This is a genomic window from Brevundimonas sp. Bb-A (genome assembly GCF_009394735.1).
Taxonomy (GTDB): Bacteria; Pseudomonadota; Alphaproteobacteria; order Caulobacterales; family Caulobacteraceae; genus Brevundimonas; species Brevundimonas aurantiaca.
The window spans coordinates 739,584-764,827 of the sequence record NZ_CP045456.1 but is presented as its reverse complement, the minus strand read 5'-3'; the positions used below and the strand labels follow the sequence as shown (position 1 = coordinate 764,827).

31 protein-coding genes, 1 tRNA gene and 1 pseudogene are annotated in these 25,244 nt (G+C 68.5%); 23 read left to right on the top strand and 10 right to left on the bottom strand.

From position 1 onward, the window contains the following. The first annotated feature begins 80 nt into the window (after window positions 1-80). From BSP_RS03775 to BSP_RS03750, 6 genes are all read left to right on the top strand, one after another. Complete coding sequence (locus BSP_RS03775) at window positions 81-860, top strand: hypothetical protein (protein WP_054764530.1); 780 nt, start codon at window positions 81-83, stop codon at window positions 858-860. Window positions 861-881: 21 nt separating this feature from the next. Continuing rightward, entirely contained in the window at window positions 882-1,682 is an 801-nt protein-coding gene (locus BSP_RS03770; RefSeq protein ID WP_152949347.1) for a metallophosphoesterase, read from the top strand. Between the two features lie 65 nt (window positions 1,683-1,747). Further along, window positions 1,748-2,230: a translation initiation factor IF-2 gene (locus tag BSP_RS03765; protein WP_152949346.1), complete on the top strand. Its 483-nt coding sequence runs from the start codon at window positions 1,748-1,750 to the stop codon at window positions 2,228-2,230. A 77-nt stretch (window positions 2,231-2,307) separates the two neighbouring features. Beyond that, entirely contained in the window at window positions 2,308-2,925 is a 618-nt protein-coding gene (locus BSP_RS03760) for a hypothetical protein (RefSeq protein WP_152949345.1), read from the top strand. 60 nt (window positions 2,926-2,985) lie between these two features. Next, a complete protein-coding gene (locus tag BSP_RS03755) occupies window positions 2,986-3,624 on the top strand; it encodes a LysE family translocator (RefSeq protein ID WP_152949344.1) in 639 nt (212 codons plus the stop codon). A 114-nt stretch (window positions 3,625-3,738) separates the two neighbouring features. Then, window positions 3,739-4,326: a hypothetical protein gene (locus BSP_RS03750; protein ID WP_054764525.1), complete on the top strand. Its 588-nt coding sequence runs from the start codon at window positions 3,739-3,741 to the stop codon at window positions 4,324-4,326. Between the two features lie 45 nt (window positions 4,327-4,371). Here the strand turns inward: BSP_RS03750 and BSP_RS03745 are convergent, their stop codons facing one another. After that, the gene (locus tag BSP_RS03745) at window positions 4,372-5,139 is read right to left on the bottom strand and encodes a DUF6065 family protein (protein WP_152949343.1); all 768 of its coding nucleotides are present in this window, start codon (window positions 5,137-5,139) and stop codon (window positions 4,372-4,374) included. Between the two features lie 53 nt (window positions 5,140-5,192). Between BSP_RS03745 and BSP_RS03740 the strand changes: the two genes are divergently transcribed. After that, window positions 5,193-5,702: a prolyl-tRNA synthetase associated domain-containing protein gene (locus BSP_RS03740; RefSeq protein ID WP_152949342.1), complete on the top strand. Its 510-nt coding sequence runs from the start codon at window positions 5,193-5,195 to the stop codon at window positions 5,700-5,702. Window positions 5,703-5,706: 4 nt separating this feature from the next. Here the strand turns inward: BSP_RS03740 and BSP_RS03735 are convergent, their stop codons facing one another. After that, window positions 5,707-6,051, bottom strand: coding sequence for a hypothetical protein (locus BSP_RS03735; protein ID WP_152949341.1), 345 nt, complete (start codon window positions 6,049-6,051; stop codon window positions 5,707-5,709). Between the two features lie 115 nt (window positions 6,052-6,166). Between BSP_RS03735 and BSP_RS03730 the strand changes: the two genes are divergently transcribed. From BSP_RS03730 to BSP_RS03695, 9 genes and pseudogenes are all read left to right on the top strand, one after another. Next, on the top strand, window positions 6,167-6,931 hold the full coding sequence (locus BSP_RS03730) for an electron transfer flavoprotein subunit beta/FixA family protein (protein ID WP_152949340.1): 765 nt from the start codon (window positions 6,167-6,169) through the stop codon (window positions 6,929-6,931). 1 nt (window position 6,932) lies between these two features. Next, on the top strand, window positions 6,933-7,862 hold the full coding sequence (locus tag BSP_RS03725; protein ID WP_152949339.1) for an electron transfer flavoprotein subunit alpha/FixB family protein: 930 nt from the start codon (window positions 6,933-6,935) through the stop codon (window positions 7,860-7,862). Between the two features lie 106 nt (window positions 7,863-7,968). Continuing rightward, window positions 7,969-8,199 (top strand): annotated as a pseudogene (locus BSP_RS16575) (DUF6883 domain-containing protein); the annotation flags it as partial. 5 nt (window positions 8,200-8,204) lie between these two features. After that, a complete protein-coding gene (locus tag BSP_RS03720; RefSeq protein ID WP_152949338.1) occupies window positions 8,205-8,435 on the top strand; it encodes a DUF4926 domain-containing protein in 231 nt (76 codons plus the stop codon). 4 nt (window positions 8,436-8,439) lie between these two features. After that, the gene (locus tag BSP_RS03715) at window positions 8,440-8,733 is read left to right on the top strand and encodes a DUF167 domain-containing protein (RefSeq protein WP_152951044.1); all 294 of its coding nucleotides are present in this window, start codon (window positions 8,440-8,442) and stop codon (window positions 8,731-8,733) included. Between the two features lie 110 nt (window positions 8,734-8,843). Then, window positions 8,844-10,031 (top strand): alkaline phosphatase, encoded by a 1,188-nt coding sequence (locus BSP_RS03710; RefSeq protein ID WP_152949337.1) that lies wholly within the window; start codon window positions 8,844-8,846, stop codon window positions 10,029-10,031. A gap of 71 nt (window positions 10,032-10,102) precedes the next feature. Then, window positions 10,103-10,270: a hypothetical protein gene (locus BSP_RS03705; RefSeq protein WP_152949336.1), complete on the top strand. Its 168-nt coding sequence runs from the start codon at window positions 10,103-10,105 to the stop codon at window positions 10,268-10,270. Between the two features lie 174 nt (window positions 10,271-10,444). Next, the gene (locus tag BSP_RS03700; protein ID WP_152949335.1) at window positions 10,445-11,104 is read left to right on the top strand and encodes a peroxiredoxin; all 660 of its coding nucleotides are present in this window, start codon (window positions 10,445-10,447) and stop codon (window positions 11,102-11,104) included. Beyond that, window positions 11,101-11,520: a helix-turn-helix transcriptional regulator gene (locus BSP_RS03695; RefSeq protein WP_054764517.1), complete on the top strand. Its 420-nt coding sequence runs from the start codon at window positions 11,101-11,103 to the stop codon at window positions 11,518-11,520. Before BSP_RS03700 ends, BSP_RS03695 begins: the two co-directional genes overlap by 4 nt. A gap of 61 nt (window positions 11,521-11,581) precedes the next feature. On the opposite strand, the gene BSP_RS03690 is transcribed toward BSP_RS03695, so the two are convergent. The 3 genes from BSP_RS03690 to BSP_RS03680 are packed head-to-tail and all read right to left on the bottom strand — an operon-like array spanning window position 11,582 to window position 16,193. Beyond that, window positions 11,582-14,803 carry an efflux RND transporter permease subunit gene (locus tag BSP_RS03690; protein WP_152949334.1) on the bottom strand — a complete coding sequence of 1,074 codons (3,222 nt, stop codon included), beginning with the start codon at window positions 14,801-14,803 and terminating at the stop codon, window positions 11,582-11,584. After that, window positions 14,800-15,825: an efflux RND transporter periplasmic adaptor subunit gene (locus BSP_RS03685; RefSeq protein WP_152949333.1), complete on the bottom strand. Its 1,026-nt coding sequence runs from the start codon at window positions 15,823-15,825 to the stop codon at window positions 14,800-14,802. The genes BSP_RS03690 and BSP_RS03685 overlap by 4 nt, the downstream gene beginning before the upstream one ends. 29 nt (window positions 15,826-15,854) lie before the next feature. After that, a complete protein-coding gene (locus BSP_RS03680; protein ID WP_152949332.1) occupies window positions 15,855-16,193 on the bottom strand; it encodes a rhodanese-like domain-containing protein in 339 nt (112 codons plus the stop codon). A 114-nt stretch (window positions 16,194-16,307) separates the two neighbouring features. On the opposite strand from BSP_RS03680, the gene BSP_RS03675 reads away from it, so the two are divergent. The 3 genes from BSP_RS03675 to BSP_RS03665 all read left to right on the top strand — a co-directional run bounded on the left by BSP_RS03675 (window position 16,308) and on the right by BSP_RS03665 (window position 19,075). Next, window positions 16,308-17,348: an NAD(P)/FAD-dependent oxidoreductase gene (locus tag BSP_RS03675; RefSeq protein WP_227976029.1), complete on the top strand. Its 1,041-nt coding sequence runs from the start codon at window positions 16,308-16,310 to the stop codon at window positions 17,346-17,348. 264 nt (window positions 17,349-17,612) lie between these two features. Then, window positions 17,613-17,816 (top strand): DUF2892 domain-containing protein, encoded by a 204-nt coding sequence (locus BSP_RS03670; protein WP_152949331.1) that lies wholly within the window; start codon window positions 17,613-17,615, stop codon window positions 17,814-17,816. Beyond that, window positions 17,813-19,075, top strand: coding sequence for a TolC family outer membrane protein (locus BSP_RS03665; protein WP_152949330.1), 1,263 nt, complete (start codon window positions 17,813-17,815; stop codon window positions 19,073-19,075). The genes BSP_RS03670 and BSP_RS03665 overlap by 4 nt, the downstream gene beginning before the upstream one ends. Window positions 19,076-19,180: 105 nt before the next feature. Here the strand turns inward: BSP_RS03665 and BSP_RS03660 are convergent. The 3 genes from BSP_RS03660 to BSP_RS03650 form a co-directional block, all read right to left on the bottom strand. Then, window positions 19,181-19,257: transfer RNA gene (locus tag BSP_RS03660), tRNA-Arg, on the bottom strand. Window positions 19,258-19,445: 188 nt separating this feature from the next. Beyond that, the gene (locus tag BSP_RS03655) at window positions 19,446-20,246 is read right to left on the bottom strand and encodes an SDR family oxidoreductase (protein ID WP_054764511.1); all 801 of its coding nucleotides are present in this window, start codon (window positions 20,244-20,246) and stop codon (window positions 19,446-19,448) included. Then, window positions 20,243-20,548, bottom strand: coding sequence for a 4a-hydroxytetrahydrobiopterin dehydratase (locus tag BSP_RS03650; protein WP_152949329.1), 306 nt, complete (start codon window positions 20,546-20,548; stop codon window positions 20,243-20,245). The genes BSP_RS03655 and BSP_RS03650 overlap by 4 nt, the downstream gene beginning before the upstream one ends. A 166-nt stretch (window positions 20,549-20,714) precedes the next feature. Here BSP_RS03650 and BSP_RS03645 point away from each other — a divergent pair, with 166 nt between their 5' ends. Genes BSP_RS03645 through BSP_RS03630 form a run of 4 tightly spaced genes read left to right on the top strand, consistent with a single transcriptional unit; the run spans window position 20,715 to window position 24,333 of the window. Then, a complete protein-coding gene (locus BSP_RS03645) occupies window positions 20,715-21,443 on the top strand; it encodes a Crp/Fnr family transcriptional regulator (RefSeq protein WP_227976028.1) in 729 nt (242 codons plus the stop codon). A 40-nt stretch (window positions 21,444-21,483) separates the two neighbouring features. Then, a complete protein-coding gene (locus tag BSP_RS03640) occupies window positions 21,484-22,272 on the top strand; it encodes a class I SAM-dependent methyltransferase (RefSeq protein ID WP_152949328.1) in 789 nt (262 codons plus the stop codon). Continuing rightward, the gene (ubiB, locus tag BSP_RS03635; RefSeq protein WP_152949327.1) at window positions 22,260-23,840 is read left to right on the top strand and encodes a 2-polyprenylphenol 6-hydroxylase; all 1,581 of its coding nucleotides are present in this window, start codon (window positions 22,260-22,262) and stop codon (window positions 23,838-23,840) included. Before BSP_RS03640 ends, ubiB begins: the two co-directional genes overlap by 13 nt. Before the next feature lie 13 nt (window positions 23,841-23,853). After that, complete coding sequence (locus tag BSP_RS03630) at window positions 23,854-24,333, top strand: hypothetical protein (RefSeq protein ID WP_054764508.1); 480 nt, start codon at window positions 23,854-23,856, stop codon at window positions 24,331-24,333. A gap of 7 nt (window positions 24,334-24,340) precedes the next feature. Here the strand turns inward: BSP_RS03630 and arfB are convergent, their stop codons facing one another. Continuing rightward, window positions 24,341-24,745, bottom strand: coding sequence for an alternative ribosome rescue aminoacyl-tRNA hydrolase ArfB (gene arfB, locus BSP_RS03625; RefSeq protein ID WP_152949326.1), 405 nt, complete (start codon window positions 24,743-24,745; stop codon window positions 24,341-24,343). Beyond that, the gene (locus tag BSP_RS03620; RefSeq protein WP_152949325.1) at window positions 24,742-25,200 is read right to left on the bottom strand and encodes a YaiI/YqxD family protein; all 459 of its coding nucleotides are present in this window, start codon (window positions 25,198-25,200) and stop codon (window positions 24,742-24,744) included. Before BSP_RS03620 ends, arfB begins: the two co-directional genes overlap by 4 nt. Between the last annotated feature and the right edge of the window lie 44 nt (window positions 25,201-25,244).

Here is a 25,244-nt window from a genome sequence, read left to right as displayed (position 1 = left end):
AGGTAGAATTGCGGAGATGGGGCGCAGGAACCGCCGATGCGGGCCGTCGTTCCACTGCCCTCGCCAATCCAGGGCCCGCCATGTCCGACGTCATCGCCGAACCGACCTTCGAGCCGCCGCCGGACGCCCTGGCCTTCTATGAGGAAAGCCTGGGGTTGCTGAAGGAGAGCGGCATACCCTTCCTGCTCTCGGGCACCTACGCCGTCACCGCCTATACGGGGGTGCGCCGCCCGACCAAGGATCTGGACGTCTTCTGCAAGCCCGGCGACTATCCCCGCATTCTCGCCTATTTCCAGAAGCGCGGCTATCGCACCGACGTGGAGGACGAACGCTGGATCGCCAAGGTCTGGAAGGACGACCGGCATTTCTTCGACGTCATCTTCGCCATGTCGAACGGCGCCATCGCCGTGTCGGACAGCTGGTTCGGCGGAGATGTGATCCGGGTCTATGGCCATGAGGTGCGGATCACCCCGCCCACGGCGCTGATCCTGTCCAAGGTCTTCATTCAGGATCGCTATCGTTATGACGGGGCGGATGTGAACCACGTCATTCTGAAACAGTCCGACGCCGTGGACTGGAAGAGCCTACTGGACCAGATGGACCTCTATTGGGAGGTGCTGGCCGCCCATCTGCTGAACTTCCGCTTCGCCTATCCGACCGAGCGCGACCGGGTGCCGCGCTGGCTGATGGAGGAGCTGACCGAACGGCTGGCGGCCCAGATTGACCTGCCACCCCCGCGGGTGAAGGTGTGCCGCGGCCGTCTTCTGAGCCCGCGCGACTATGTGATCGACGTCGCCGAGTGGGGCTTCGGCGACGTGGTCGGCAAGGGGCTGGAAGAACGCCACGATCCCGTGACCTGAGCCCCCGCTGGAGAGCGACCCATGACCGACGCCCCCCAACCCCCTTCCTCCGCGCCTTCCCTCGCCTCTGGACAGACGCCCCAGCCGGGGCTGGAGCCGGGACCGGCCAAGAAGATGCGGGTCGCCGCCGTGGGCGATCTGCACGTCGGCGAGGACGCGCGCCGCCCCTATCGCGACCTGTTCGAACGGGTGTCGGACGAGGCCGACGTGCTGTGCCTGTGCGGCGACCTGGTCAACTACGGCAAGACGGCCGAGGTGGAGCGGCTGCTGGAGGATCTGCGGCTGTGTCGTATTCCGATGGTGGGCGTTCTGGGCAATCACGAACACGAATGCGGCCAGCCCGATCAGGTCGCCAGGATGCTGGCGGACGCCGGGGTCCGCATGCTGACCGGCCAGGCCTATGAGATCGACGGAGTGGGCTTCGCCGGGGGGAAGGGGTTCGTCGGCGGCTTCGGCCGCTATATGTTGAGCGCCTTCGGCGAGGCGGCGGTCAAGACCTTCGTCCAGGAGGCGGTCGAGGACGCCAATCTGATCGAAAACTCCATCCGCATGCTGCGCACCGAGCGGTCGGTCGTCCTGCTGCACTATGCGCCCGTGGTCGAGACGGTGATGGGCGAGCCGCCCGAAATCCACGCCTTCCTGGGCTCGTCGCGCCTGGCCGAAACCATCGACCGATACGACAACATCAGCCTGGTGGCGCACGGCCACGCCCATCGCGGCGGGCCGGAGGGGCGCACCAATCGGGGCGTGCCCGTCTATAACGTGGCTCTGCCGGTGTTGCGGTCTCTGGGGGAAAAGCCGTATCGGGTGTTTGAAGTCTGAGCCTCACAGGCGACGGCCTCGTCCCTGCGGCGATCCCGCCGCCTCCAGCCCAAAGGTCCATGGCCATGCGTCTTCTGTCCTCCGTCGCGGCCCTGGCCGTTTTGACCCTCGCCGCCCCGGCGCTGGCCGCCGCCCAAGCCGCTGCGCCTGCCCCTGCACAGGCCCAAGCGGAGACCCAAGCGGAGGCCCAGAGCCCGGAAGAGGCGGCCCTGGAGGCCAAGGCTGAGGCCTTTGAGGCCGATCTGGAGCAGATGAACACCGAGCTCGAGGCGATTCTGGGCGACGCCACGAAGGACGCCGCCGCCAAGACGGCCGCCGCCTACGCCGTGATCGACCGGCACGCGCCGGGGATGAACGCCTTCGCCGCAGAGGTGGAGGCCTTTTTCAAGGCCGAGGCCGAAAAGCCCGAAAACGCCGCGCGCAAGACGGAGCTTCTCACGGCGTCGACGGCGGCCGGCCAGTCGATCCGCGCCATTCCCGAACAGTTCCGCGAGGGTGTCCAGCAAGCCGTAGCCGGTAAGACCGAGCCGGCGCCTGCGGCCCAATAGTCGCCTTACCGCGATTTCACTTGAGACGGGGCGGCTGACGGCGGAGTTTGCGCGGGTCATTCAAAGGGAGATTTCCCATGATCCGCCTGCTCAGCCTGACCGCCGCCCTGGCCCTGTCGCCCCTGTCCTGCGCATTCGCCGGCGCCTTGGCCTCCCCTCAGGAAGACCGGGCCGAGGCCGCCGAGTCGAAGGCTGAAGCCCGTCTGGAGACGGCGGCCGCCGCCTTCGAGGCGCGGATGGAGGCCTTCGGCAAGCGCGCCGAAGCGATTTCCGAAGACGAGAGCCTGGACGAGGCCGTGCGCGGCCAAAGGATCGCCGCCCTCTGGTCCGAATATGCGCCGGACGTGGCCGCCTTCACCGCCGAGGCCACGCGCCACGCCTCCGAGGCGGCGGCCGAGGCCTTGAAGGACATCGACGTCGACGCCCTGGTTCAGGAGGCGCTGAACGATCCCGAGGTGAAACAGGCGATGGAGCAGGGTCTGGCGGCCGGAACCGGCATCGCCCGCAACAGCGCCTGGACCAATCCCGATCCCGAACAGATGGAGACCTATGGGCTGATCGCCCAATATGCGCTGGACCAGGCCCAAGACGCCGTGCTGACCGAGGCGGACGAAGCGCCGGAAGAGGCCGAAGCGCCCGAGGCCCCCGAGGCGCCTGAACCGCCCGCCCCGCCCAAGGCGCCTCGCGCACGATAGGACGCAAGGCGCGCCTCATGGGCCTTGACCACTGGGGCCGATGCAGCGACACGACGCCGCATGTCCGCCCTGCCCGTCGACCCGCACCTCTATCTGACCTTTCTGGGGGTGATGGTGGTGATGGCGATCACGCCCGGCCCCGCCAATCTGTTCGCCGTCGCCGCCGGGGTGGAGCGGGGGCGCGCCCCGGCCCTGATCGGCGTGGTCGGGATGAATACGGCGACGCTGGTCTGGTTCGGCGCGGCGGCCATGGGCCTGGGCGCACTGGTCAAGGCCTTCCCACAGGTCTTTCACCTGATCGCCGTCCTGGGGGCCCTCTATGTGGCCTGGCTGGGGCTGAAGGCTCTGCGCGGCGCCTTCGCCACGGCGGCCGAGCCCGAGGCCGTCGAAATCCACAAGAGCCGCAACGCCTTTCTGGACGGTTTCATGGTCCAGATCGCCAATCCCAAGGCCATTCTGTTCTTCACCGCCGTCCTGCCGCCGTTTCTGGACATCTCCCGCCCTGTGGCGCCGCAGCTGGCCCTGTTCGCCCTGGCCGTGATCGGCATGGACCTGACGTCGATGAGCGCCTACGCCCTGTCCGGCGCCGCCCTGTCGCGGCGGATGCAGACGCCCCGGTTCCGCCGCGGCTTCGGCCTCTTCGTCGGCCTCTTGCTGCTGACCGCCGCGGTCCTGATCGTTTCGCGCCTGCAAGCCTAGCGCCTGCAGGTCTGGACGCGGTCGAGCTTCGGTCTAGAGTGCCGAGGGAACAGGCTCGTTCATGCCCCGTTCAGCCGGCAGCGCGCCCGAATGGGCGATCAAGGAGTTGATTTCATGAAAGCCCCCTCAAGAACGACGTCCGCGCTCAAGGTGCTGGCGACGACGGCCGTCGCCGGCCTCGTCCTGGCCGCCTGCGCCACCGCCACCCCCTATCAGCCCGCCGGCTACAACGGTCAGCGCGGCGGCTATTCCGAACAGCGCGTCGAGAGCAACCGCTATCGCGTGACCTTTGCAGGCAATTCGGTGACCTCGCGCGAACAGGTGGAAATGTCCCTGCTGCTGCGCTCGGCCGAGCTGACGGTCGAAAGCGGCTATGACTGGTTCGCCACCGTCAACCGCGCGACCGAACGCGACACCCGCTTCGTCTCGACGCCCGACCCCTTCTACGGCCCCTATTCCCGCTTCTACGGCCCCTACTGGGGTCCGTCCTGGCGCTATTACCGGAGCGGTTTCTGGAGCCCCTGGGATCGCTGGGGCCCCTGGGGTCCGCAGGACATCGACACCCGCCAGATCGACCGCTACGAGGCCAGCGCCGAAATCATCATGGGTCGCGGTCCCAAGCCCGCCGGCGATCCCAACGCCTTCGACGCCCGCGAGGTGATCCAGAACCTGGGCTCGCGCGTCACCCGGCCCGGCGCCTGACGTCGAACCGCCCCGTCCGCCGCGCGGATGGGGCGGGCCTTTCGGTCAGCCGACGCGGGGCGATTTGAGCCGGCGCTTGTTGGAATGGGTGGCCGGCGCCGCGCCCAGATCCTCGGGCACCTCGCCCTTGAAATAATAGCGCTGCCACGCCTCCTTGGCCGCGTCCGGGTCGCCGCTGGCCAGACGCTGGTTGAAGTCCGTCCGGGCGCGGTTCCAGGCCTCGAACTGACCCTTCATGACGGGATTGGACTGCAGGGTCCGGATCACCGGCTGGAACTGCTCGACCTTCTTGTGCTCGATCAGATTGATGAAGCAGAAGGGTTCGCCCCGTTCGAAGGTCACGCGGCCCGGCCGGGTGAAGATCCAGTTCATCGTGAAGGGGAAGGGCAGCCAGTCGGTTTCGATCAGCCCGACCAGGGGCTGGATTCCGTCCTTCACATGGTTGGGCGAACCCGAACACATCATGCCCCAGCCCGGCGGGGTGCGGAACAGATACTGGGGATGCATGGTCAGAACCCCCCGCGAAAAGTGGGAGGTGACGAAATGGTCCAGGTCGTGCTGGGGCCGATCGGGCGTGATGACGATGTCTTCCTGACGCGGCCCGCCGTTCCATTCGGCCGAGAAGCCGAACGGGCACAGGATTTCCCAGCCCGTGGTGTTGGCCATGTTCAGCGGCAGGCACCGATAGGGATGGCGGCTGATGAAGGCGTCCATCCAGTTGCGCGACTGGCGGCCCGGAACGAGGTCCGGCGGCCGCGCCGTCATCGGATAGCATTCCAGTTCCAGTTGGCGGGCGGGCGCTGTATCGACCATGGCCCTGTTCCTAACGCCCGATCGGCGGCCACTCAACCATGAGAACGACCGAGATGAACGACCCGGCTTTCGACCGCCACCGCCTTCTGGCCTGGTTCGCCGAAAAGGGCGTAGACTACCGGACCCACGACCATCCGGCCGTCTTCCGCGTCGAAGAGGGGCTCGAACTGAAGGCCGCCCTGCCCGGCGCCCACACCAAGAACCTGTTCCTGAAGGATCATAGGGGCCGGCTGTGGCTGATCTCGGCCCGTCAGGACACGGTGATCGACCTGAAACGCGCCGCCGCCGCCATGGGATCAGGCCGGCTCTCGTTCGGAAACGAAACCCTGATGTTCGAAACCCTCGGGGTCCGCCCCGGCTCGGTCACGGCGCTGGCGCTGATCAACGACGCCGAGCGGCGCGTGACCTTCGTCCTGGACCAGAGGCTGTGGGAGGCCGAGATCGTCAACTTCCACCCCCTGACCAACACCGCCACCACGGCGCTGGATCAGGCGGCCTTTCGCCGCATCCTCGCCCTGCTGGAGCGCGAGCCCCTGGTGGTGGACTTCGACGCCCTGACCTAGGTCGTCAGTTCGCCGGACGGGCCGCGGCCAGGGCGGCCTTCTGGCGGGCGATTTCGGCGTCGCGGGCGCGGTCCTGGGCGGCGAGTTCGTGTTCGATGCGGACCAGTTCGCGATTCTTTTCGGCCGAGGCCTGGGCGCGCGAGACGCCGTTGGGGCGGCCGGTGATCTGGGCGATGGAGATGGGCTGGGCGCAGATGCGGCTGTCCATATCGTACCATTTGCCCGCCGCCTCGCAGCGTTCGCCCGGCGTGACCCAATAGGCCTGGACCGCGAAAACCCCCGCCACGGCGACGCCGAACAGGCCCAGAAAGATCATCGACAGGCGGGGAAAGGTCAGAAAACGCTTCATCTCAGCATCCGTTAGGCGGGTTTTGCACGGGAGCTTGACCCCGCGTTACGTTGACAGGCCTTCGCGACCGCTCCATGTCCTGCCCCTACATTCAGGCGAATTCACGGATAGACCCATGAAGGTTCTCGTCCCCGTCAAACGGGTGATCGACTATAACGTCAAGGCCCGCGTCAAGGCCGACCAGTCCGGCGTCGATCTGGCCAACGTCAAGATGAGCATGAATCCCTTCGACGAGATCGCCGTCGAAGAGGCGGTTCGTCTGAAGGAAGGCAAGGAACACCACGCCGCCGGCACGGCGACCGAGGTCGTTGTGGTCTCCATCGGCGTGACCCAGGCCCAGGAAACCATCCGCACCGCCCTGGCCATGGGCGCGGATCGGGGCGTGCTGATCCAGTCGGATACGGATCTGGAGCCGCTGGCGGTCGCCAAGCTGCTGAAGGCCGTGGTCGAGGAGGAGAAGCCCGACCTGGTGCTGATGGGCAAACAGTCCATCGACGGCGACAACAATGCGGTGGGCCAGATGCTGGCCGCCCTGCTGGACTGGCCCCAGGCGACCTTCGCCGGCAAGCTGGTGATCGAAGGCGGCAAGGCCACGGTGACGCGCGAGGTCGACGGCGGTCTGCAGACCATCGCCGCCGAACTGCCGGCGGTGGTGACGGTGGACCTGCGGCTGAATACGCCGCGCTACGCCTCCCTGCCCAATATCATGAAGGCCAAGAAGAAGGAGATCGCCATGAAGGCGGTCGCCGACTACGGCGTCGATGTCGCCGACCGTCTGAAGGTGGTCAAGGTCACCGAGCCGCCCAAGCGCGCCGCCGGGGTCAAGGTCGAGAGCGCCGCCCAGCTGGTCGAATCCCTCAAGTCCGCAGGAGTGCTGTAAGATGGCCGTCCTCGTCATCGCCGATCACGACGGCTCGGCCGTCCGCGACACCACCCACAAGACCGTGACCGCCGCCCTGGCCCTGTCGTCCGAGGTGGACGTTCTGGTCGTGGGCCAGGGGGCCAAGGCCGTCGCCGACGGCGCCGCCAAGATCGCCGGGGTCCGCAAGGTGCTGCTGGCCGAGAGCGCCGGCCTGGGCAAGGTTCTGGCCGAGGCCGTCGAGGCCACGGTCCTGCCGCTGGCCGGCGGCTACGACGCCATTCTGACGCCCGCGACCACGGACGGGAAGAATTTCGCCCCCCGGATCGCCGCCAAGCTGGACGTGGCCCCGATCTCGGACATCGTCGAAGTGGTCTCGGCTGATACCTTCGTGCGCCCGATCTACGCCGGCAATGCGCTTGAGACGATCCAGTCGGGCGACGCCAAGAAGGTGATCACCGTGCGTCCGACCGCCTTCGCCGCCGCCGCCGAGGGCGGCTCGGCCCCGGTCGAGAGCGTGGCCGGCGCCGAGGCCCCCAATACGACCTTCGTCGCCGAGGAAATGGTCAAGTCGGACCGTCCGGAACTGGGCGCCGCCAAGATCATCGTCTCGGGCGGTCGCGCCCTGGGTTCGGCGGAGGAATTCCACGCCGTGATGGAGCCCCTGGCCGACAAGCTGGGCGCCGCCATCGGCGCCAGTCGCGCGGCGGTCGATGCGGGTTACGCCCCCAACGACTATCAGGTCGGCCAGACCGGCAAGGTGGTCGCGCCCCAGCTCTACATTGCCATCGGCATCTCGGGCGCCATCCAGCACCTGGCCGGGATGAAGGACTCCAAGACCATCGTCGCCATCAACAAGGACCCGGACGCCCCGATCTTCCAGGTCGCGGACTATGGTCTGGTCGGCGACTACAAGACGGTCGTGCCGGAACTGATGGCCGCCCTGGGCTGAGGCTCGAATGAAGCTGCCAGGCGGCGGGCAGGCGGTCGTTCCGGAGGGAAAGATCGAAGCCTACTGCCTGTCGGCGGACCACCCGGAAGGCTGACACAAGGCCCGGGTCTTTGCGTCCGCCCTGGGTCTGACCCGGGCGGACGCCCCCTATCTGAAACGCCGGCTTCTGGAAGCGGCCAAGGAGGCCGAGGCCGAGGTCGTCAGGACGACCCCGTTCGGGACTCTGTACCGTGTCCGCTTCGTGTTAGAGTTCGGCGGTCGCTCGGCCTTGATCCGCAGCGGCTGGATCGTAGGATCGGACGGGGTTCCCCGCCTGACGACCGCGATGGTGGAGTGACGACCATGATTGAGGAACTCGACGTCGTGGCCCTCAGGGCCGATCTTCCGGACCTGGGCCTGAAGAAGGGCGAGCGCGGCACGGTGGTGATGATGTTCGGCCCGACCCGCTTCCTGGCGGAGTTCGCCGACGAGAGAGGCGTGGAACGGGCGACCCCGACCCTGAGCGCCGAAGATGTCGAAGTGGTCTGGCGCGCCGCCGATCATCGCGCCCCGGATCGACGCGCCGCCGGTTGATCCCCTGGCCCGACTTCCGATCAAACTGCAGCCCGGCGCTTCCGGCGACCGGATCGACGGCTGGGACGCCGATCCCGAAGGCCGGCCCGTGCTGAAGGTGCGGGTGCGCGCCCGGCCGGTGGACGGCGAGGCCAACGCCGCCCTGGTGAAATTCCTGGCCAAGGCGCTCGGCGTGTCCCGGTCCTCGGTCGTGCTGGAGCGGGGCGGGCAGTCGCGGCTGAAGATGATTGTCGTCGAGGGGCTGGACGAGGCCGGGCTGAAGGCGCGGATCGCCGCGGCCACCGGCGAGGGGGGCTGAGCCGTCCGGAGCCGTGGCGGGCGACGGCGACTGTCACAGGTTCGCGGTAGACAGGCGGGGGCGGTTCGGGGGACGCGGGCGCCCTTGTCTGACTTGCTGGACCGACGCCCATGACCCCTGCCTCTTTCCGCCTGGTTTCCGCCCTCGCGCTTGCGATCGGTCTTTGTGCTTCCGCAGGCGCCTCTGGGGCCTCGGCCCAGACGGCGGCCCGTCCGCCGGTCGAACAGGCCCAGAGCCAGGGCCGGGCGAAGAACGTGATCCTGTTCCTGGCCGACGCCGGGGGCGTGGCCTCGGTCCATGCGGCCAGCGTAATGGCCTATGGCGAGCCGCTGAGGCTGCACGTCCAGCAGTGGCCGAACCTGGGGCTGAGCGAGACCTCGCCGGTCGACGCCTTCGTCTCGGACTCGGCCAACGGCATGAGCGCCATCGTCACCGGGGTGAAGACCCACAACGGAGTGATCAGCCAGGGGCCGGACGGCGAGCGCGGCCGGAGCGACGGGACGCCGACCAAGACGGTGCTGGAATACGCCGAGGAGCACGGCCTGCTGACCGGAGTGGTGACCGACCGTCCGATCACCGACGCGACCCCGGCGGCGACCTACGCCCATTCCAATGATCGCGGCAAATGGGGCGAGATCTTCCCCCAGGCCTTTTCGCCGCGCTTCGGCGACGGGGTGGACGTGCTGATCGGCTCGGGCCGGACGGAGATCGCCGAACAGATGGCGGCGAACGGCGTCAGCTTCGACAGCCTGGCCCGGGCGCACGACCGGCCGATCTATGCGACCCTGGAGGCGGCGCCGGCGGGGAACCGGCGGCCCGTGGTCGTGGCCGAAGAGGTCGACGTGCGGGCGGCGACCCTGAGGGCGCTGGACCTGCTGCAGGCCGGGGACAAGGGCTATCTGCTGGTGGTGGAATGGGACGCCCATACCGACGACCCGCGCGAGGGTCTCCAGAACATCGCCAATCTGGACCGGCTGATCGCCGAGGTGCAGGCGCGGGTCGATCTGGACGAGACCCTGATGATCTTCACCGCCGACCATTCCTTCGGCCTGCAGGTCGACGGCGGGCGGCGCGGAGAGCCCCTGCTGGAAGGCTATGAGGCCTGGAAGGCGCGGGACGGCGACGAGCGCGTGGTCCGGCTGGAGAATGTGACGGTCAACCGGACCCATACGGCCGAGGAAGTCCCGGCCCTGGCCGTCGGCGTCGGCGCCGAACGGGTGCGGGGCTATTTCCCCAACACCCACCTGTTCGACGTCATGATGAAGGCCTTCGGCTGGACGCCCTCGTCCGGCGAGTGAGGCTTCGCTTCGGGCGGGTTCAGAGACCGACCTCGGACGGAACGGAGCGGCGGCTCGCGGGTTGCCTTGGCATGCAGCCCGCCGACACCCCTGCGCCCGACGCGCCCCGCCCCGAAGACATCGACGCCGTTCAGGACGAGGCCGACCGCCTGGAAGAGCGGGCTGAAGACGACGGCGTCCTGCCCAAACCGACTGAAGACGGCGCGGGCGTCGGTCCGCAGACCGGGGTCGTCCCCTAGGTCGATCGCCGACAGTCTGCCGTCTTCGGCCAACCAGCCGCGTTCGGCCGAGGTCTTGGGTTCGGAAACAGCGCAGGCCGCTGTTCGACAGGCGCCATATTGATACCTTTATAGTTGATGAAAGTATGTATTGCAGGGTGGCGAGAGGGGCTGGAAATCGCTAGCGTAGGGGCCATGAATTCGACAGAAATCGCCCCCTCCTCCAGCGCCGAAGCCCTGCGCCCCCTTCGCATCAATGATCCGGCGCCGGACTTTATCGCGCGCACGACCCAAGGGGAAAAACGGCTCAGCGACTACCGGGGGCGCTGGCTGGTGCTGTTTTCGCATCCGGCCGATTTCACCCCGGTCTGCACAAGCGAGTTCATCGCCCTGGCCAAGCAGGCGGATGCGTTTGAGGCCCTGGGCTGCGACCTGATGGCCCTGTCGGTGGACAGTCTGTATTCCCACCTGGCCTGGCTGAAGGACATCCATCGCCGCTTCGGCGTCAAGGTGACCTTTCCGATCATCGAGGATCCGTCCATGGCCATCGGCCACGCCTTCGGCATGGTGGATGCGGGCTCCAGCGACAGCGCCACGGTGCGGGCGAGCTTCGTCATCGATCCGGACGGAATCGTGCGGGCGGTCAGCTGGTATCCGATGAACATCGGCCGTTCGGTCGATGAACTGCTGCGGCTGGTGACGGCGCTGCAGACCGCCGACCGCGAACAGGCGTCGACCCCGGCGGGATGGTCCCCGGGCGAGCCCCTGCTGGAGCCGGCCGCCACCACCCTGGACGCGGCCCTTGCCGACGGCGAGGGCGAGACGCCCTGGTATTATCGCGAGCGCAGCGCATGAGCGACGACTCGATCGCCGCCATGGAGCGGCTGAAGGACAAGGCCCCCCAGGCCGCCGAACTGTTGCGTCAGCTGGCCAACGCCAATCGGCTGTTGATCCTCTGCCACATCGCCGCAGAGGAACGATCGGTCGGACAGCTCGAGACGGATCTGGGCATCAGACAGCCGGCTCTGTCGCAGCAGTTGGCCGAGCTGCGCCAGTACGGCCTGGTGAAGACCCGGCGGCAGTCGCGGTCGATCTACTATTCCATCGCCGATGATCGAGCCCAGGCGGTGATGGACATGTTGTACGACATCTTCTGCGGCGACGGACAGCCGGTTTCCACGCGCGCCAAGAACCCCCGCGTGGAAACGCCGGCGCGTCCCCGCGGGGATGCGGCCCAGTTCGCTCGCGTCGCGCCCGTTCTCCGCCGCTAGAGAATGATCCACGCTTCAATCTGAGCGGCCCCTCTGCGTCCCCGCCGCTCGCAGCACGGCGTCATCGGGTCGCCGGTTTTCCGTCATCCCGCAACACGACATAGATGGCGGGAATGACCAGGACGGTCAGCAGGGTCGAGGAGGCCAGGCCGAACAGCAGCGAGATCGCCAAACCCTGGAAGATCGGGTCCGTCAGGATCACCGCCGCCCCGATCATGGCCGCCAGGGCGGTCAGCAGGATCGGCTTGAACCGGATGGCGCCTGCCTCGATCAGGACGTCGCGCAAGGGTTTGTCGGGCGAAGCCGTGTGCCGGATGAAGTCCACCAGCAGGATCGAATTGCGCACGATGATGCCGGCCAGGGCGATGAAGCCGATCATCGAGGTGGCCGTGAACGGCGCGCCGAACAGCATGTGGCCGATGACGATGCCGATCAAGGTCAGGGGGATGGGGGTCAGGATGACCAGGGGCAGTCTGAAACTGCGGAACTGGGCCACGACCAGCACATAGATGCCCAGCAGGGCGACCATGAAGGCGGCGCCCATGTCGCGGAAGGTGACCCAGGTGATCTCCCACTCGCCGTCCCACAGCAGCGAGGGGACGGACTCGTCCTCCGGCTGGCCGTTGAGACGGATCGCCGGCTTTTGCAGGCCCAGGGCGTCCCAGTCGTGGGCCTGAATGGCGCGATTCACCGCCTGCATGCCGTAGACGGGCGCCTCGTACTGGCCCGCCAGTTCGGCGGTCACCATGTCGACCGGTCGTCCGTCGCGGCGGAAGACGGCGTAGCTGCCGGTCTCGCGCCGGCTGTCCACGACCTCGCCCAGTTCGATCAGGCGCGGACCGGCGGGACCGGCCGTCACGGCGACCGGCGTCGTGGCCAGGATGCGGCTCCAGCTGCGCGCCGACTGGGGCAGGGCGACGGTGATCGGCAGGGGGGCGCGACCATCCCCGCGCGGGGCGTAACCGACCGTGGAGCCGCCCAGGATCGCGCCTATGGAATCCTGCAACTCGCGTTCGGACAGGCCGTAATAGTCCAGACGGTCCCGGATGGGGATCAGCCGCAGCCGCGGCCGTTCCTGGCCGAAGCTGTTGTCGACGTCGACGACATAGGGAACGGAACGGAAGAGCTTCTCGACCTCCAGGGCGGTCTTGCGACGGGTCTCGGCATCGGGTCCGTAGATCTCCGCCAGCAGCGTCGCCAGGACGGGCGGTCCGGGCGGCGTCTCCACCACCTTGATCGAGGCCCCGGCGGGCAGGGACAGGGCCTTCAGCCGGGCGCGCAGATCCAGGGCGACGGCATGGCTGGACCGGCTGCGCGCGTCCTTGGGCAGGAGGGAGATCATCAGATCGCCCATCTCGGGCCGGTCGCGCAGGAAATAGTGCCGCACCAGGCCGTTGAAGTTGAACGGCGCCGAGGCGCCGGCATAGACCTCCATGGCCTCGGCCTCCGGCAGGGCGCGGATCTGGGCCGCAGCCTCGTCCAGGGTGCGGGCGGTGGCTTCCAGGCTGGTCCCTTCGGGCATGTCGACCACCACCTGGATCTCCGACTTGTTGTCGAAGGGCAGCAGCTTCACCGTCACCGCCTTGAAATAGAACATCGAACAGGCCAGCAGGGTGGCCACGGCGACCCCGATCAGGAAGTTGCGGGCCGAGGCGCGCGTGCCGATCACGCGATGGGCCACGCGGGCGTACAGCCGCCCCAGCTTGCCGCCGCCCTCTTCATGGGCGTGATCGGGCCCGCCGTGGGCCAGGGTCTTTCGCGCGAACCGGATCATCAGCCAGGGCGCGATCACCACGGCGACGAAGAAGGAGAAGATCATCGCCGCCGAGGCGTTGACCGGGATCGGCGCCATATAGGGGCCCATCAGCCCCGAAACGAACAGCATGGGCAGCAGGGCCGCCACCACGGTCAGGGTCGCCACGACGGTGGGGTTGCCGACCTCCGCCACCGCCTCGACAGCCGCCTCCGTTCGGCTGCGGCCGTCGCGCATCCCCCAGTGACGGGCGATGTTCTCGATCATGACGATGGCGTCGTCGACCAGGATGCCGATGGAGAAGATCAGGGCGAACAGGCTGACGCGATTGATCGTATAGCCCATCGCATAGGAGGCGAAGAGGGTCAGCAGGATGGTGGTGGGAATGACCACGGCGGTGACGGCGGCCTCGCGCCAGCCGATGGCGAAGCCGATCAGCACGACGATCGACACGGTCGCCAGGGCCAGGTGGAACAGCAGTTCATTGGCCTTTTCGTTCGCCGTCTCGCCGTAGTCGCGGCTGACGGCGACCTCGACCCCCTCGGGGATCAGCTTGCCTTCCAGGTTTTCGACGCGCTGACGCACGGCCTCGGACACCACCACCGCATTGGCGCCGGCGCGTTTGGCGATGGCGAGGCTGACGGCGGGCGTGCTGGTCCACTGCCCCTCGTGGCGAGCCCAGCGCCAGACGCGAGCCTGGTCTTCGCGCGGCCCCTGGGCCACGTCTGCGACGTCGCGCAGATAGACCGGCGCGCCGGTGACGGAACGGACGGTCAGCAGCCCGACCTCCTGGGCCGAGGCCAGGGTGCGGCCGGAGGTGACGGCGACGGCCTGACCGTCTTCGCGAATATTGCCGACGGGGAAGCTGCGGTTGGCCTGGGACGCCGCCTCCATCACCTGGCCCAGCGGCACGCCGTACAGGTTGAGCTTGGCCGGATCGGGGGCGATGCGGATTTCGTCGGGCCGGCCGCCGGTGATGAAGGTCAAGCCCACATCGTCGACCTTGGCGATTTCGGTGCGCAGCTTGTGCGCCAGATCATAGAGGGCCTGATCGGTCCACTGGCCCGCCGCGCCCGGTTTGGGCGTGAGGGTCAGGACGATGGCCGGCACGTCGTCGATGCCGCGCACCGTCACCTTGGGATCGGGGACGCCCACGGGAATCCGGTCCTGGTTGGCGCGGAGCTTTTCTTCGATCCGTATGGCGGCGTCCTCGGGGTTTGATCCCACCAGGAAGCGCGCCGTCACCAGCACCCCGTTGTCTTCGGCCTGGGTGTAGACGTGCTCGACCCCGTTCACGCTCTTGACGATGGTCTCGAGCGGAACGCCGATCAGTTCGACGGCGTCGGCGGCCGCCAGGCCCGGCGCCGCCACCTGGAGGTCGACCATGGGCACGCTGATCTGCGGCTCTTCCTCGCGCGGGATCGAGACCAGGGCCAAAAGGCCGACGGCTATGGCCGCCAGCAGGAACAGCGGCGTCAGAGGCGAAGCGATGGTGAAGCGCGTCAGGCGCCCGGACAGGCCCAGTTTCATCCCTGCGTCCTCGTCGCGACCAGCCGGTCGCCGGCTCTGACGCCGCTCAGGATTTCAAGCGTGTCGGGATCGTCCGTCGGCGCGGTCTGGACCGGAACGGCGCTGCGCCTGCGGTCAGGAGAGACGACCTCGACATAGTCCAGGCCGTAGCGGGTCGCGACGAAGCGGCGGGGCACGGTCAGGGCCTGCCTTTGACCGATCTCGATCGAGGCGGCGACGCGACGACCGACCAGTTCGGTGGTCAGGCCCGGAACGGCGGCGTCGATCTGAACCCGCCCGCCGACGACGGCGGGATAGACCTGGGTCACCTGTCCTTGGCGCGCCTCGGCCGGAAGATCATCGGCCGCCAGCAGGACGCGGGCGCCGGGTTTGACCTGACCGGCGAGGGATTCGGGCAGTTCAAGACGCAGGACGGGCGGACCGGCGGTGATGGTCGCGATCGACATGCCGGGGCTGACCGCCGACCCCGCCGTAACCTCGACCTTCAACACGCGTCCGGCGGCCGGCGCCAGGATCGCGCCCTGCCCCGCCATACTGGCGCTGGCGCCTCGTTGCGCGCGAGCGGCGGCGGCCTGGGCGTCGGCGGCGCGGGCGGCGGCGACGGCCTGGTCCAGACGCGCCCTGGCGTAGATATTGTGGTCGTACAGATCCTGGATCCGCGCCAGGTCGGCGCGGGCGCGGGTCGCCTCGGCCTCGGCGGCCGCGACCTGGGCGTCATAGGCCCGGGTCTCGAAACCGATCCGGTCATCGACCACCCGGCCGATCTGCTGGCCCTTGCCGACCATATCCCCTTCGCGCACCGACAGGGCGACGAGGAGGCCGGGAATGCGCGCCCGGGCTTGCGACTGGTCGCGGGTGGTGATCTCGCCCGCCACCGTCTTGGTGTCGGCAAGCGCGTTCGACGTCAGAACGATCTCCTCACCGGCAGGCGCGGTCCGGGCGGCCGGCGTCCTGTTCTCTTGCGAACCGCCGCAGGCGGACAGGGTCAGGGCGACCGCAGCCATGAGGGTCCACTTCTTCATCGGCGTCGTCCTTCCGTCTTTCTCGCCGATCAACCGCGCTCGACCGGGAGGCCCGCCGACTTCCAGGCGCCCAGGCCGCCGGCCAGATGGGTGTCGATCGCGGCCTGAGCCTCGGCGCAGCGGTCCAGCGCCATGCCGGATCGTTTTCCGCCGGCGCACTGGAGGATGACGGTCTTTCCGTCCGCCGCGGGCAGGCGGGCCGGATCGAACGAGGAGAGGGGCAGGTTGACGGCGCCGGCGATGTGCTCGGCTGCGAACTCTCCCGGCTCGCGCACATCGATCACCAGCGCCTGTCCCTGATCGAGCAGGGCCTTCAGCTCGGCCGGGCCGATCTCGCGATGCTTTGCGCTCTTTCCAAATCCGAACATTCCAATCTCCCGAGGTCCGCAGGCTGCAGCCTCATACTTTTATGATTGTATATATCATGTAATCATTATATCCAGTCAAGCGCATAAGGGTGATGGAAACGCCTGGAGGGAGACATGGCCAAACCCAGGATTGTGATCATCGGCGCGGGCTTGGGCGGAACGATCGCCGCCTACGAGATCAAGGCGGGGGTCAAGGGTCGCGCCGACGTCCTGATGATCGCCGAGTCTGAGACATATTCGTTTGTGCCTTCAAACCCTTGGGTCGCCGTCCGGTGGCGGGAGCCCGAGGAGATCCAGGTCCATTTGCCGCCGATCTTCGCCCGCAAGAAGATCGGCTTCACCGCCGTCGGCGCGAAACGGCTTCATGCCTCGGAGAAGCGGGTCGAGCTCAATGACGGCGAGAGCGTTGATTACGATTATCTTGTAATTGCGACAGGGCCGGATCTGGCCTTCGATGAGATCGAGGGGCTCGGTCCAGGCGGTTATACGGCCTCGGTCTGTCAGACGGCTCACGCCTCCCACGCCGCGACCCTGTTCGACGCCTATCTGGAGAACCCCGGCCCGATCGTGGTCGGGGCGGTCCAGGGCGCCTCCTGCTACGGCCCCGCCTACGAATTCGCCCTGATCCTGGACACCGAGCTGCGGAGGCGAAAAATCCGGGACCGGGCGCCGATAACCTTCGTCACCGCCGAACCCTATATCGGCCATCTGGGCCTGGACGGGGTGGGGGACACCAAGTCGCTTCTGGAAAGCAAGCTGCGCGATCGACACATCAAATGGATCACCAACGCCCGCGTCGCCAGGGTCGACCCCGGCCTGATGCATGTGGAGGAGGTGGCCGAGGACGGGGCCGTCGCCAAGACCCACCAGCTCCCCTTCGGCTATTCGATGATGCTGCCGGCGTTCCGCGGCGTGCCGGCTGTCCGCGACATCGCCGGACTGACCAATCCGCGGGGCTTCATCCTGGTCGATGAGCACCAGCGCAACCCGGCCTTTCCGGAAATCTTCGCCTTGGGCGTCTGCGTCGCCATCGCCCCCACCGGTCCGACGCCTGTGCCGGTGGGGGTGCCCAAGACCGGCTTCATGATCGAGAGCATGGTGACGGCGGTGGCCGCAAATCTGGCCGCCCTCGTCGCCGGCGAGACGCCGACTTAGGAGGCGACCTGGAACGCCGTCTGTCTGGCGGATTTCGGCGACGGCGGCGTCGCCTTCGTCGCCCAGCCGCAAATTCCGCCCCGCAACGTCAACTGGGCCGCCAGCGGCAAATGGGTCCATCTGGCCAAGGTGGGGTTCGAGAAATACTTCCTGCGCAAGGTGCGCAAGGGCGAGAGCGAACCCTCCTACGAACGGCTGGCGATGCACATCATGGGCATCCGCAAGCTTCGCATGTGACCCTTCCTCTAGATCTGGAGCCTACCGATGAACCTCGATCGCGCCGTCATGATCTTCGCCGGATGCGTCGTGCTGGCGGGCGTGGGCCTGTCCTACGCCGTCCATCCGTGGTGGATCGCCCTGACCGTCTTCGCGGGGTTGAACATGATCCAGGCCGGGTTCACGGGCTTCTGTCCGGCGGCCATGGTTTTCAAGGCCATCGGCCTGCGCCCCGGGAACGCCTTCCGATGAGCCTGAGACGCGCCGCCCCCTGGGCCTTGGCCCTAATCCTCGCTTCGCCGGGTCTGGCCCAGGCGACGACGCTGGAGGAGGCGATCGCCGCCGCCCTCGCCCACGCGCCCGAGATCGCCGCCGCCGACGCCGAGGCCGAGGCCGCGAAAGGCCGATTGCAGCAGGCCCGTTCGGCGTTCGCCCCCTCCCTCAGCCTCAACGGCACGGTCGGCCAGGGCCGGCTTGATCCGACGGCCTTCTTCGGCCTGGACGCGGCGGACGTCACGCCTCGGGCGGCCCAGCTGACGCTGGAACAGCCCCTGTTCACCGGCGGTCGGGCGACGGCGGGAATCGCTCGGGCCCGCGCCGACATGGCCGCAGCCGAGGCCGGCGGCGAGGCCGTTCAAGGCCAGGTCGTCACGGCGGTGGTTCAGGCCTATGGCGACATGCTCGCGGCCGATGAAGTGCTGAGGCTGTATCGCGCGCTGGCGGCTCAGATGACGGAAATCGAGCGACAGGCGCGCGAGCGCTTCCAGGCGGGAGAAACCCCGAGCACGGACGTCGCCCAGGCCGCGTCGCGCGCCGCCGAGGCCCGCGCCGATCTGGCCCGGGCGGAGGGCATGCAGGTGTCCGCCCGCGCCCGTTATCGCAATCTGACCGGCCTGGAGCCGGTGGATCTGCAGCCGATTCCGCCCAATCCGCCCCTGCCCGCCTCCCTTGAGGACGCGATGGCGACTGCGCTCGGCGCCAGTCCCGCCCTGCGGCGGGCGCAGGCCGATGTCGAGGCGGCCGAGGCCGGCGCCCGCGCCGCGCGCGGCGAACGCCGGCCCACCGTCAGCGCCTTCGTCGAGGCGGGATCGGTTCGGGATCAGTTTTTCCCCGACTATCGCGCCGACAGCGCGACCGTGGGGATCCGTGGACGCTGGACCCTGTTCAGCGGCGGCCTGACGTCGGGCAGGATCGCCGAGACTGCCGCCGATGTCCGCGCCGCCCTTGCCCGCCTGCGCGCCGCCCGCATGGGCCTGGAGGAACAGGTGCTCTCCGCCTGGCAGGACATCCACACCGCCGAACTGGTGGCCCAGGCCTCCGACGAACAGAGCACGGCCGCAGACCAGGCCCTGACCAGCGTCCGGCACGAGGTCCGCGTCGGTCTGAAGCCGCAGATCGACCTGCTGAACGCCGAACGCGAAGCCGCGGCCGCCGCCGCCGCCGCCGCCCAGGCCAGGACCGCCCGGATCGTCGCCGCCTATCGGCTGAGGGCCCTGATCGGATCGGCTTGAGATCAGAGCCGGTGATCCGCTTCCCAGACCGAGCTTGCCCGGACCTTCGGCACGCGACGAGGGCGTCAAGCCGCCGCTGGCGGAGTTCTCGATTTTAAACCGAAGTGGCGCACCCGACACGATTCGAACGTGTGACCTTTGCCTTCGGAGGGCAACGCTCTATCCAGCTGAGCTACGGGTGCGTGGTCGGCGAGAAGGCCGGAAGAGGCCGCTTACAGCAAGCGGCGGGCGGCCTCAATCCCCGAATACGCAGATGAGGGGCGGATACGTTCCAAACTGGCGCCGGTGCGAAATGCCGGAGCGCGCCCACGGCCTCAAGCAGCGCGAAGCGCGGTAGGCCCCCAAAAGAAAGCCATAGGGCGCCTGGGCCCTATTGCGCGGTCATGCCGCCGTCGATCTTGAATTCGGACCCTGTGACGAACCTGGATTCGTCGGAGGCGAGATAGAGGACGCAGTACGCCACGTCGTCCGGGTCGCCGATCCGCTTCAGGGGAATGCCGCGGGTCAGGCGTTCGTGGGCCTTGGCCTCGTCGCCGCCGGCCATGGCGATGAAGGGATCCAGGATCGGGGTCTTGATGAAGACCGGGTGGACAGAGTTGCAGCGCACGTTCCAGTCGGCCTTGGCCGCCTCGAGCGCCAGGGTCTTGGTGTACATCCAGACGGCGGCCTTGGTGGCGTTATAGGCGCCCATGCCGGGGGCGGCGACCAGGCCGGCGATCGACGAGATGTTGATGATCGAGGCCGGTGCGGCGGCGCGCAGGTGCGGCATGGCGTATTTGGCGCCCAGCATGATCGAGCGCAGATTGATCTCGTACTGACGTTGCCAGTTGTCGACCGTGTCCTGTTCGACGAAGGCCAGGGGGCCGCCGACGCCGGCGTTGTTGACCAGGACCGACAGGCCGCCGAGGTCGGCCACGGCGGCGGCGATCACCTGTTCCCACTGGGCTTCGTCGGCCACGTCGTGGGCGTAGGCGAAGGCGGCGCCGGGGATTTCGGCGTTGATGCGGGCGGCCAGGGCGGCGGCGCGGTCGCCGTCGATGTCGGTCAGGGCCAGGCGGGCGCCCTCGCGGGCCATCATGAAGGCCATGGCCTCGCCCAGGCCGCCGGCGGCGCCGGTGATCAGGACGGTCTTGCCGGCGACGCGGCCGGGGCGGGCGTGGGGAGCGCTCACGAGTTCGCCCCCGTTTCGGCGGCGGCGCGATCGATGAACCGGGCCAGGGCGACGTCCTTGTCCGTCACCCCGTCGGCGTCATGGGTGGTCAGCAGCACCTCGACGCGGTCGTAGACGTTCGACCATTCCGGATGATGGTCCATCTTGTCGGCCATCAGGGCGACGCGGGTCATGAAGCCGAAGGCGGCGTTGAAATCGGCGAACCTGAGTGAGCGCGCGATCGCGGGGCGGTCGCCGTCGTCGGCGCGCCAGGCGGGCAAGGTTTCGAGCGCTTTCGCGACCTCGATGCGGACGTCGGTCATGGGGCTTCCTCTTTTTTCCAAGGCGTAAGGCGTTCGGGAGAGCGCCGCAAGCGTACAGGCGACGCCGCAACATGACCCCGAAAGGGTCGCGGAACGCGGGATCAAGCTTGGGCGTTGGGCGTGGACGGAAAGCGTTGCTGCTGACGTCGGATGTAGAGGAAAGAGGATGATGGACAATCTGTGGATCGCCGCCCTCGATCCGGCGGACCGCGAGCGGATCAAACCCTATCTGGAGGAACGCGAGGTCGCGCGTGGCCAGATGCTGTACGACGCCGGCGAGGCGGTCGATCAGGTCTGGTTCCCGATCAAGGGGGTGGTGTCGCTGATGACCGTCCTGCCTGACGACAAGACGGTGGAGACGGCCGCCATCGGCCGCGAGGGCCTGGTCGGGGTGACCTGCGGCCCGTTCAACGCCCGGGCCGCCAGCCGCGCCATATCCCAGGGCGACGGCGTCGCCGCCTGCTGCTCGGCCGCGGCGTTCGGCGCGGCGCTGGACGCCAGCGAAACCCTGCGCCAGGCCCTGTCGCGCTTCACCGAAGGCCTGATGGCCCAGGTGCAGCAGGTCGCCGCCTGCAACGCCCAGCACCGGCTGGACGAGCGGCTGGCGCGCTGGCTGCTGACCCTGCACGACCGGGCCGAGGACGACCGGATCGACCTGACCCAGGCCGACATCGCCGGCATGCTGGGCGTGCGGCGCGCCACCGTATCCGAGGTGGGCACGGTGCTGGAGGACAGGAAGCTGATCCAGCGCGGCCGCGGCTGGGTGCGGGTGCGGGACCGCGACGGTCTGGAGGCGGCGTCCTGCGGCTGCTACGGCCTGATGCGCCAGGTGATGAAGGATCTGGCCCTGCCCCAGCCGGAAGCCGGGCCTGAAGCCGGATCCGAGGCGGCCTGATCGCGTGACGGGCGGCTCGTGACGCGCTAGACCCCCGATTATGACCGACGCCTCCTCCCACGGCCCGCATTCGTCGGGCGACCGTTCCTCCTTCGGTTTCCGCGACGTCGACGCGCGCGAAAAGGTGAAGATGGTGCGCGGGGTCTTCGACTCCGTCGCCTCAAACTACGATGTGATGAACGATCTGATGAGCGTCGGCGTCCATCGGGTGTGGAAGGACATCGCCGCCGCCAAGCTGAACCCGCGCCCCGGCGAGACCATCCTGGACGTGGCCGGCGGCACCGGCGACATGGCGCGGCGCTATTCCAAGATGGCGCGCGCGGCCCAGGAGCGTCGCGGCGGGACGGACGCCTCGGTCATCGTGCTGGACTATAACGCCGAGATGATCCTGGCGGGCGTGGCCAAGGGCGGCGAGCCGGAGATGAGCTGGTCGGTCGGGGACGCGATGAACCTGCCCCTGCCGGACGCATCGGTCGACGCCTATTCGATCAGTTTCGGCATCCGCAACGTGGCCCATATCGACAAGGCCCTGGCCGAGGCGCGGCGGGTGCTGAAACCCGGCGGGCGGTTCCTGTGCCTGGAGTTCTCGCGCCCCACGGCGGGGCCGGTGCGCAAGCTCTATGACGCCTGGTCCTTCCACGCCATTCCGCGCATCGGCGGCTGGGTGGCCAAGGATCGCGACAGCTATCAGTATCTGGTCGAGAGCATCCGCCGCTTCCCCGACCAGGCGGCCTTCAAGGCCCTGATCGAGGACGCCGGCTTCAAGCGGGTGTCGGTGACCAATCTGTCGGGCGGGATCGCCGCCATCCACCACGGGTGGGCGATCTGACCGGCCGGATCTATCGCACGGCTCCGCCGCCGCCCGCCGCCGTGGCGGTGCGCAACCCCGTGGCCGCCTTTCTGCGCCTGGTCGGCTGGCTGTGGGTGCTGGCGCGCCACGACGCCCTGATCCCGCGCGAGGTCACCCCCCTTCTGCCGGTCTGGACCCGGCCCTTCGCCCGGTTCGTGCAGATGCTGTCGGGCCGCGACGGGCGCGAGGGGCGGCCGGGCCAGAGGCTGGGCAAGGCCTTCGAGCATCTGGGGCCGGTGGCGATCAAGCTGGGCCAGGTTCTGGCCACGCGGGCCGACATCTTCGGCATCCAGTTCGCCCGCGACCTGGGCCGGCTGAAGGACGCCCTGCCGCCCTTTTCGCTGGAAGAGGCGCGGCGCGAGATCGAGAAATCCCTCGGTCGGTCGGTCGAGAGCCTGTTCATCGACCTGAGTCCGCCGGTCGCCGCCGCCTCCCTGGCCCAGGCGCACCGGGCCACCCTGGCCGACGGTCGGGCCGTGGCGGTCAAGGTGCTGCGGCCGGGGGTCGAGCGGCGCGTCGCCGACGGTCTGGACGCCATGCGGCTCGGCGCCGCCCTGGTGTACCGGCTGGTTCCCCTGTCGCGGCGGCTGGAGCCCCAGGCCTTCGTCGAGACCATCGCCAATTCGTTGGAGCTGGAGTTGGACATGCGGCTGGAGGCGGCGGCGGCCAGCGAAATGGCCGACGTCCTGGCCAAGGACGGCTATATGTCCGCCCCAGCCGTCGTCTGGGACGGGGTCGGCAAGCGGGTGTTGACCCTGGAATGGGCGCAAGGTCTGCCCATGACCGACCCGGCCCTGGCCGAGCTGCCGGGGCTGGACACCGACCTCCTGGCCGACAATGTGGTGCGCGCCTTCCTGGTTCAGGCCCTGGATCACGGGGTTTTCCACGCTGACCTGCACGAGGGCAATCTGTTCGCCAGCGCCCCGGCCCATCTGACGGCCATCGATTTCGGCATCGTCGGGCGACTGGGTCCGGCCGAGCGGCGCTATCTGGCCGAGATCCTGTGGGGCTTCATCAGCCGGGATTACGACCGGATCGCCCGGGTCCATTTCGAGGCCGGCTATGTGCCGCCGCACCATTCAGTCGAGACCTTCGCCCAGGCCCTGCGCGCCGTGGGCGAGCCGGTGATCGGCCGCGCCGCCAGCCAGGTGTCGATGGGCCGACTGCTGGGCCAGCTGTTCGAGATCACCGCCCTGTTCGACATGCGGCTGAGGCCCGAACTGATCCTGCTGCAAAAGACCATGGTCTCGGTCGAGGGGGTGGCGCGCCGGCTCCAGCCCGACCACGACCTGTGGAAGGCCGCCCAGCCGGTGGTCGAACGCTGGATCCGCCGCGAACTGGGGCCCCAGGCCCAGGCGCGCGACGCCCTGAACGAGGTGATCGCGGCGGCGCGGGCCCTTTCGCGCCTGATCCAGGATCCGCCCGCCCCGACGGCGATGGTCATCGAAAAGCCGAGAACTCCGGCTTGGGTCGCGGCTTCATTGACGGTCGCGGTCGTCGCGGCCCTGACGGCCCTGGGCCTTTCGCTCTGGCCCTATCTGCACTGACCGGAGCCTTCGCATGAAGACCATCCTGATCGTGGCCCTGGCATTGACCGCTGTCGCCGCGCCGCACGCCGCCCTCAGCCAGGTCGCGGCCGGCGCCGTGGCCAACACCTTCGACGGCGCAGCCCCGGCGGCCCAGGTCCCCCCCGTTCAAACGCCCACCCAGGCCCAAGCCGAACCTCAGACCCAAGCCCAGGCGCCCGACATCGCTCGTGCGGAAGAAGCGCTGCGCAACGTCATCGCCTCGGCCCAAGGCGCCGGTTTCAACTACGCCGTCTTCACCCCCGACCTGGGCGGGCGCATGCGCCAGCTGGCGCCCCAGCTGATCCCCCTGATCAAGAGCTTCGGGGAGGTCCGCTCCGTCGATTTCGTGGCGGCCGAAGGCGACGCCCAGTTGTTCCGCATTACTTTCGACAACAAGGTGACCGAATGGATGATCCTGTTCGATCCCGAAGATCGGATCGCGGGCCTGCGTTTCCGCCCGGTCGAAGAGTGATCCGAGCCTAGTCGAGCGACGGTCGGCCCCGCCCCGACTTGATCGAGGCGCGGCTGGTCTTGGCCTTCAGCCGGCGCTCCTTCGACGCCCTGGTGGGCCGGGTCGGGACGCGGAAGACCGGCTTGATCGAGGCCTCGTCCACCAGGGCCTGCAGCCGTTGGATCGCATCGGCGCGGTTGCGCTCCTGGGTGCGGAAACGGACGGCGTTGATCAGGATCACCCCGTCGAGCGTCAGCCGACTGCCGGCCAGTTTCATCAGCCGCGCCTTGACCGGTTCGGTCAGGCTGGGGGAGTTCTTCACGTCGAACCGCATCTGGACGGCGGTCGAGACCTTGTTGACGTTCTGCCCGCCGGGGCCGCCGGCGCGATAGAAGCGGAACTCCAGCTCCTCCTCGGGAATGACGGTGCTCATGGAGCGGCCTTGCGCGCCTTGACCACGGCCTGGTCCAGGGCCTGGAGGAAGCGCGACCGGTCGGCGGCCGAGAAGGGCGGCGGGCCGGAGGTGGCCACCCCCATCGACCGCAGATGCTCGCCCACCATCCGCCCGGCCAGGGCCGAGCCGATGGAGTCCGGGGTGAAGGCCTGGCCGTTCGATTTCAGCGCCTGGGCCCCAGCCTTCAGGCAGCGGTCGGCCAGGGGAATGTCGGCCGTGATCACCACATCGCCCACACCCGCCCGTTCGGCGATCCAGTCGTCGGCCACGTCGGGGCCTGCGTCCACCACCACCTGTTCGATCAGGGCCTCGCGCGGCACCTGCATCCAGCCGTTGGAGACCACATAGGTCTTCAGCCCATAGCGCCGCGCCACGCGATAGACCTCCTCCTTCACCGGGCAGGCGTCGGCGTCGATGTAGAGGGCGGTCGGCATGGGCCTGACCTAGCGCGGACGGGGGTGGGGCGCCACACCCTCCC